The following is a 7,959-nucleotide window of genomic DNA, read 5'->3' as shown; positions in this document are numbered from 1 at the left end:
CGACCGTGCTAATCTTCGCGAGGTGCCGAGTGCACTACACATTAGCACGGTCATAATGGCAAAGAGGACGGTCGTAATTGCTGGAAACACTCAAAAAAGAGGAAAAAGTCCCTTTTTGAGGTCGAAAAAGTGGATTAACATTTGTTTTGTTTCGGATGTCTCTTGGAGCAGAAAAATCTGTTTTTTTACAATAAGCCCCCCCGGATAGTTGAAAGTTAAGAGTTGAAAGTTATAAGGAATCGTATTTAAGAAAATCTGAACCTGTAAATGATGATTTAGCGACGTTGTCTTAGGGCTGTAAGGGGCGACAGATCATAGCCCCTTACAGGGCTTTGGGCGATTCGCGAATTGCCTCTGCGGCAGGGGGGCTTATTGTAAAAAACGGATTTTTTGAGCTCGAAAGGTTTCCTAATTCAAACAAATGTCAACCCACTTTTCAGCTGTCAAAAAAGGGCTTTTTCCTATGATCCGGCACCTTATTGTCATGAAGAGGGACTTTATCGCTCTGATCCGGAACATTGTTACTCTGAAGTCAGGCTTCATATAGCACGAAGTCAACCCTCAGGACGATGAAGCGTTACTTCAAGGTTATTTTCTGCGCACCTCATGGCAACAAGCCCCTAAAATTTCCTTGGGATATTTGGAACGCCGTCCGCCTTCGTTCGCAAATATTCGATTCTCCAGGAGTTAAGCTTTATCACTTTGCCGCTGTTTCCGGTTTCCGGCAATCAAATTGCACACTTTTCGGAATGGGCTGCGCACTTCATTTCAATTGCTGTCAGCCGGAGAGGCTAAAACCGTGAAAAAAGTCAATCCAAAATCGATCAAGATTTCGAACGAAATAGAAAAATAGCCGAAACAGGGGGTTATTGTCAATTTGTAGAGGATCCAAACCTGAAAATATTTGAACGATGCAACTTTTTTTCCAGCTTAATGAAAATTTTACCACTCAGGAAGCCCTCGAAAAGGGGATAAATCTCGGAATGGAAAAAAGAACCATAGAATCGCCCTTTACATGTAGATGTAACAAGATACTGATTACGCGTTTTTATGAAAGGGTGATGTTGGTTTAGTACGCTGAAAAACAGATGTATATATAGGTATATAGACGTATAGGGCAGGACATACGGAATCTGCGGGAACTCTCTTCAAAAAGTATGTTTTGTGAAAATACATTTAGAAAACCCTCGGCTGCTTTTCATTTAAAAACGTAAGTGTTTTTCCATAAATGCTACTATCTTTTGAATATCAAATGCTATTTGCGGAACAAAAATCTACTTGAAAAATGACTAAAAAAAACGATCGTTTATTTTAGTCATCAAAAGTCAACATTTTTTTTCAATCCTCCAAATTTTAATTAAAGAAAAAACTCCTTAATATTCAAGACTTATCGCATTGTTATCGGGGAAAACTCTCCAAACCCGCATCCAGCCTAAAAATGACTAAAAAAAAGGATCGTTTTCGGTCGTCAAAATACAGAAAATCACACTTGTTAACTACTATTTGTAGGCGTACATTGTATAGGGTAAGTTAATAGAGCGATGATAGGGTACAGAATTTTATTTCAATCAATAAACTCATTATTAATGCTTTAATTAAAAATGTTATGAAGAAAAGATTACTTATGTTACTCGCTGCCTTTATGGCGGTGACGAGTGTGGGGTGGGTGCATGCGCAAGGAACTCCTAACCCAGAATTGACAATTGATGGGGATACCTGCTATGCGAATGGTAATCCAATTACGATTACGCAAAGTGGTAATTCGGGAAAAGTAAAGATTACAATTACCGGAACTGAAGTTTCAAAGGAAATAACTACTGCTGGTACCGTGTATGGTGGTAGTAAGGATGCAAGTGTATCGTCTACTTCGGTTACAATGGAAAGTGGCGAAATTAAATATTTGTATGCCGGAGGCCAGGGAACTTTAGTTACCAAAAAGCGGGCAAATGTGGAAGGCCTGGCATATGTTAATATTAAAGGTGGTAAGATTTCTACTCTGTTGGTTGCAGGTGGTAAATACTATGCAAGTACAGATACATCGGCAATCTATGCTGCCGGGTCAGGAGTTACATTAACCAATATTTATTGTGGAGGCTATGATCAAGGTAAAACGACGAATAGGTTAGAAACGTCTTTTGAAAATTCTGTAAACCGGATTAAATCTTCTACTATAAACTTGACAAACGGCGTTACGGTTACGGGTTGTTTGTTTGTAGGTGGTGGACAAGGTTATTCTTTTTCAAAGAATGTTTTTGCAACTCTTGATGGAATTACAATTAATGGCGGTCTGTTGGGTACAGGCTCAAATGGACGCTCTGAAGTTGTGGAAGTACAAGCGAAAAACTGTACTTTCGTAAAAGCAACCGGTCAATCAGATCCGATAGAAATAGCTGGTATTAATCGTGGAAAAGTAGAGTCAGTGGTAATGTCGTTTGACGGTTGTACATTCCCTAAAAATTCTAGTGACTACTATTGTTATGCCGGTGCAACTTATAACTGGACAAATAATGGAACGCAAGCAAAAGAGATTCCTGCAATTACAAAATATGCTTATTGGGGATTTACTAATTGTACCAATACTCCGGCATTAGGCCTTAGTGATGGTTTGGAAACGGCTGGAATGAAAATTGCCGGAACTACTCTGAAAGCAGCAGCCTTTGTAAAGAACCCGACAGCAAGTAGCGATGCTGATAAGTACACAAAAGCTTTTACACTTGGTACAAACAGGGATTGGATTCTTTATAAAGGTTTGGAAATAGCAGATGCTACAGTGGATCTCAAAGGACAGTTGAATGGTCTTGTTTATGAAAAGTATAATGGATTTCCGAATAAATCGACTTGGACTGGTAACTATACATTTGTTTATGCGAATGGAAACGACGTAACAGTTCAGGAAGGGGCTACAAACAGTGATGTTAAGATCATTTTAGACAGTAGTTTAAATATGGGAGAGGTGGACCAAGTAGGTGTTACTTTGCCTGTTGCTGATCGAGTAGTTCTTTTTGGTGGTGCTAAGAACGCAACAGTGAAATCTTCCAAGATTACAATGAAAAGCGGTAAATTGAATATGCTGTTTGGTGGTGGCTATGGAGAAACAAATGGAAACAAAGCTGAAGCAACTGCAACTCCGGCAGGAGTCGAAGGCTCAACAACTATAAATATTACAGGTAGTAGTGTTGTTACTAATAGTCTTTTAGGAGGTGGTTTGTATTATAATCATTCAAAAGATGTAATGATAAATGTTTCTGGAACTGCATCGATCGGAGGAACTGGTAACTGGTTGATTTGTGGTGGTCTTGAAAGTGGACAGACATATGGTGATTCTTATGCAGAGTTTGACAAAAGCAATAATACTGTTGAATCAGCCATGCTTACTATTGATGGCGGTACTTATGGTTATATTGCTATTGGTGGAACTGATGGTGCTAAGGGTTATATTAAAAACTCGAAAGCCACTATAAAGAATGCTACAATTCAAGGAGGCGTGTATGGTAATGGGTCAAATGGACGTAGTGATAAAGTTGAAGGGACATTAACTAACTGTACATTTGTAAAAGCGAATTCGCCTATTGAAATCGCCGCTGTAAATCGTGGTAAATCTAAAGAGGTTTCACTTACATTTGACAATTGTACATTCCCGACAGAAGCTTCTGATATCTATGTTTATTTAGGTGCGACTTATCATACACTTTTGGGTTATAAAGGTTCAGAATATGGTATTCCTGAAAATGTAAACTTTACTTTTAAAGGTGAAAAGGCTATGCCTGTTGTAGGTGTTAGTGATGGTTTAGCAGAAGCTAATGTTACTTTAACAGGTGCGAAAGGACATATTGCTAAATTTGAAATCAGCGATTCACAAAGTATAAATGCGTTTACGATTCCTACCGGCAAAACTTGGACTTTCAATGGAGGGTTGGAATTTGCTACTGGAGAAAATGTTGCGACTTTGACCAACAATGGAAAGCTGAATGTAAGAGGGATTGATAATGTGGTTGATTTGCAATCTGCTATGATACAATCTGATACGATTGGTTTGAAAGCCGGTCGCTACTCGTTGGCAAGCCATTTGTTGGTTCGCAAACCGATGGTTATAGAAGGTACGATAACAGATAAAGATTCTACAATTATTGAGCCTGCTTCTAATTGGTCCGGATCAGATAATGGGACGAAGAATCTGGTTCGTATTGATGCCTCCAATACATCATTGAAGAACCTTATTGTTGAAGGGTGCAAAACGGGTAGTGGTATTCATGCATTCAAAGCAACGAATGTTACATTAGACAATGTAATCTCAAGAAACAATAATGCAGCCGGTTTGATAGTAAACGGTTCAACCGTTACTGCTACTAATTTCCGTACTTCCGGTAACGGTTGGTATGGTGTGAATGTAGATAAAGGCCAAGGGATTGAAGGTACTCCGGTGTTCACTATTGGTACAGGGTGTAGCTTTGGAGAAGATAATGCAATTTATGCCGACTTAAAAAATGCAACGAATGACGATGCATCCAAGTATGTAGTAAGTAATGATTGGGTGATGACTAAGGTTGCAGATAAAGAACATGAATATTGTTGGATCAATGCTGCTGCAGGCGGTATTGACTACGCTATTATTTCTGTACCTTCGACTGTTGTTTATGGTTCTGCCAATCTGCCTTTGATCAGTAATGCAGACAGCACAAAGACTGTCAAATTCTCTGTTCAGGCGGATAATGGCTTTGTTTCAATTAAAGCAAAGGCAGGTGAAGCGAAGTATGATTCTTTGGTAATTAAAAAACCGGGTCAGGTTGCTATTACAATGTCAGTGGGTGATACGACTGTTACCCAGTCATTGGAAGTCCTGAAACGGGTTATCACGGTAAGCGGCATTACGGCCGAGAAGAAAACGTACAATGGCGACACAAATGTTACTTTAAAAACGGATGATGTAAAAGTAGAAGGATTCTTGGGAACAGGTAATGCTTTTAGTTCTTATTCCGGAACATTGTCTTCTATTAATGCGGGTAATGCAGTGCCGGTTAATTTGAATGCGACCTTTACAAACTCGGGTGATAGTGCTTATTACGAAGTTTCTTTTGCAACTGTAACCGATACTGTTATAAAAGCAAAGTTGACAGTCACAACGGCTAAACCGAGTGCCGCAATAGATTTTGGAGCTACTATCCCAACATTTACAGCACAAGAATCTGGCTTTGTGAATGGTGAAACGAATGCTATTCTTGGCGGTAAATTACAATTCGACTGCCCGGCAACATCAGCCTCTTTGGCAGGTAAGTATCCGGTAATGCCTTATGGTTACACATCTGATAATTACAATATTGAGTATGTGGCTGACAGCTTGGAGATCAAAGCTATTGCTCCGACCGTAGAATTGGTTAGCGCAACAGTAAGTGCGGACAAGTCTAAAGTGACAGCAAAAGGACGTATCATCTCCAATGGCGGCACACTGACTACAGACCTGAAAGGTGGGTTTACTGTTGGTGGTACAGCTAAAGCAAGTGACTTGCTTATAGCAAAAGACGGTACATTCTCTGCCGAACTGTCCGAAGTGGGGAACAGTTCGATTGAAATAAAAGCTACAGCAGCAGTTGGAAGTTTAACAGGAACAAGTGTCGGAACTTCTGTTGATCTGTCTAAAAATTTACAGAATGTAAACTTTGTATCCGAACTGTCTCGCCTGACATACGGTAGTACAGCCAAGCTGTCTGCAAAAGACTTTGCAGAAGGTGCTAAAGTAACTTTTGCGATCGCAGAAGGTGGAACTTCTTGTGTTGAACTGGTCGATTCAATAACGATTAAAGCCATTAAGCCGGGTACTGCTACTATTACTGTTACCGCAGAAAAAGAAGGCTATATCACAGCTATCGCTAAACAGACCGTTACGGTAGAACCGAAAAATCTGACAGTAACTCCAGGTACAGTAACAAAGGGTTACGATGGTGAATTAACGGCAACTCTTCCTACCTTCACTTTGAATGGAAAAATAGGGGAAGATGATGTTACAGTTAATGCGACAAGTGTTACAGCAACGTTCGTTGATAAGAATGTCGGAACAAACAAACCGGTTGTTCTTTCCGGTGATTTGGTCCTGGGAGGTGCAGCTGCAGGTAATTATACACTTACTCAGCCGACAGGCCTAAAAGGTACGATTGAGAAAGGTGAGGATGTAAAGGTTATTGTATCTGACGTTAAACGTAAATATAACGAGACTACTTTGAAATATAAGTTGCAGTTTATGACAGGAACTACAGATTTGACTTCTGCTCCTTATACAGGGAAAGTAGTTGTTACTGAGTCTAACGGTAACTATAGTGTATCTCTTCAGAATGTTTCATTCCCGAACTATGGTAATGTAACGGTTGAATCTGGATCCGGTGAGGTTGAAATAGAAAAGGGAACACCTAAGGTGTTGACCTTTAATATAAGTATCGATGAGGTTGGTGTACAATTATTAGATGCTGAAGGTTGGGCTGATGCAGTTCCTTCTGTAGTAGATGAAGATAGTAAATCGTATGCACAGGTTTCTTATGACAACGGAACAAAGACTGTACGTGGGGCTTCTTTAACAAAACAAGCCGCTCCTGTAATTAATTGGGACTTCTCTGCCCCTGAAACGAAAGCCCTTCGTTCAAATGCTCCGACAAAAGCAGGCGAACAGATATTTACTTTCGGACAATCGAAAATTCTGAAAAAGGTTAATGGCTTTACTTATGCTGTTGCCAATACAAAAGTTCTTACATTAACAACAAATGAAGAAGGTGATTATGTGGTAAATGCAGTTGGTGTCGGTACTGGTGCTATTACGGCAACAAACGCGAATGGAGCAGTTGCATATATTTCAATAAAGGTAGATCCTGCGTCGCTGTCTGTTTCGGCTTCTGGTACGGATAAGGCTTATGATAATACGACATCTGCAAATGTATCTTTGGCAATAGATAATATGCCGGAAGGTGTTGCTTTGGATTTGGAAGGCGTTACATTTAATTATGCATCCGCAAGTGTAACAAATGGTATATCTATTGTACCGTCTAAGCCAATTACTTTGTCTGGCGCTAATGCTGCTAATTACACATTAAACGATGCAGAATCTTTCAAAGGTAATATTACTCCTCGTGATTTGACTATTACAAGTCCGATCAGTAAATATTATGATGGCAGTAAAACTTTGGTTCTGTCCGGTTATTCGGCAGAGGGTTTAATTGCAGGTGAAGCTGTTCCTGCTGTTACAGCGGAATTTGAAAATGCTAATGTAGGAATAAATAAGTCTGTTACTTTGAATACTACAGATAAGAACTACAATCTGGTAGGAGTTGATGATATTAAGGGAAATATTGTGAAATCTACTTTAGATGCAACATTACCGACAGGAGCTTCCGGTGTGGAAAACTTGAAGAATAACGTGAAACTGGTAGTTCGTGAAACAACAGCAGCAGTGACTCGTAGTGCTGTTAATTATGAACCGGTTGTTACAACGGAAGGTAATGGTAGCAGTACTGTTTATTACATCAGCGGTGGTGATAATGACAATTATACAGTATCTTATAGTAGCAATCAGCTTGGTTTCAAGGCAGAACCGACTCCTCCTGTTGGTGGTGGTGACGAAGGCGATGAAACCGTTACAATCTCCCTGGATGCAACAACAAAGACGTTGCCGCGTACTGAAGAGTTCGTTTTGAAAGCAACTGTATCTCCTTCGGATAAGACCGTGACATGGAGCAGCTGCGATCCGACGATTGCCAGTGTGACAGCTAACGGAAACAGTGCAACAGTGAAGGCCCTGAAGGTAGGTACGGCAACGATCACAGCTAAGATCGGTGATGTAACAGCCACTTGCGAAGTCACTGTAGACTTTGCTACCGGCCTTGAAGAAGCTCTTGCCAATACGCAGGTATATGCAAAACAGGGTAGTATTTATGTGAATCCGATTCAGCCGCTGCAGCTGACGATTGTGAACATGCTCGG

Annotated in this window: 1 protein-coding gene; it reads left to right on the top strand. The window is 40.2% G+C overall.

The window, feature by feature from the left end; all coding sequences use genetic code 11:
- Window positions 1-1,606: 1,606 nt before the first annotated feature.
- The coding region (locus DWU89_RS19940; RefSeq protein WP_147292160.1) for a YDG domain-containing protein at window positions 1,607-7,959 on the top strand (6,353 nt) is incomplete at its 3' end.

The organism is Parabacteroides acidifaciens, from assembly GCF_003363715.1.
GTDB lineage: Bacteria > Bacteroidota > Bacteroidia > Bacteroidales > Tannerellaceae > Parabacteroides > Parabacteroides acidifaciens.
The sequence above is the reverse complement of the archived record's forward strand: the minus strand, read 5'-3'. Positions and strand labels throughout refer to the sequence as shown.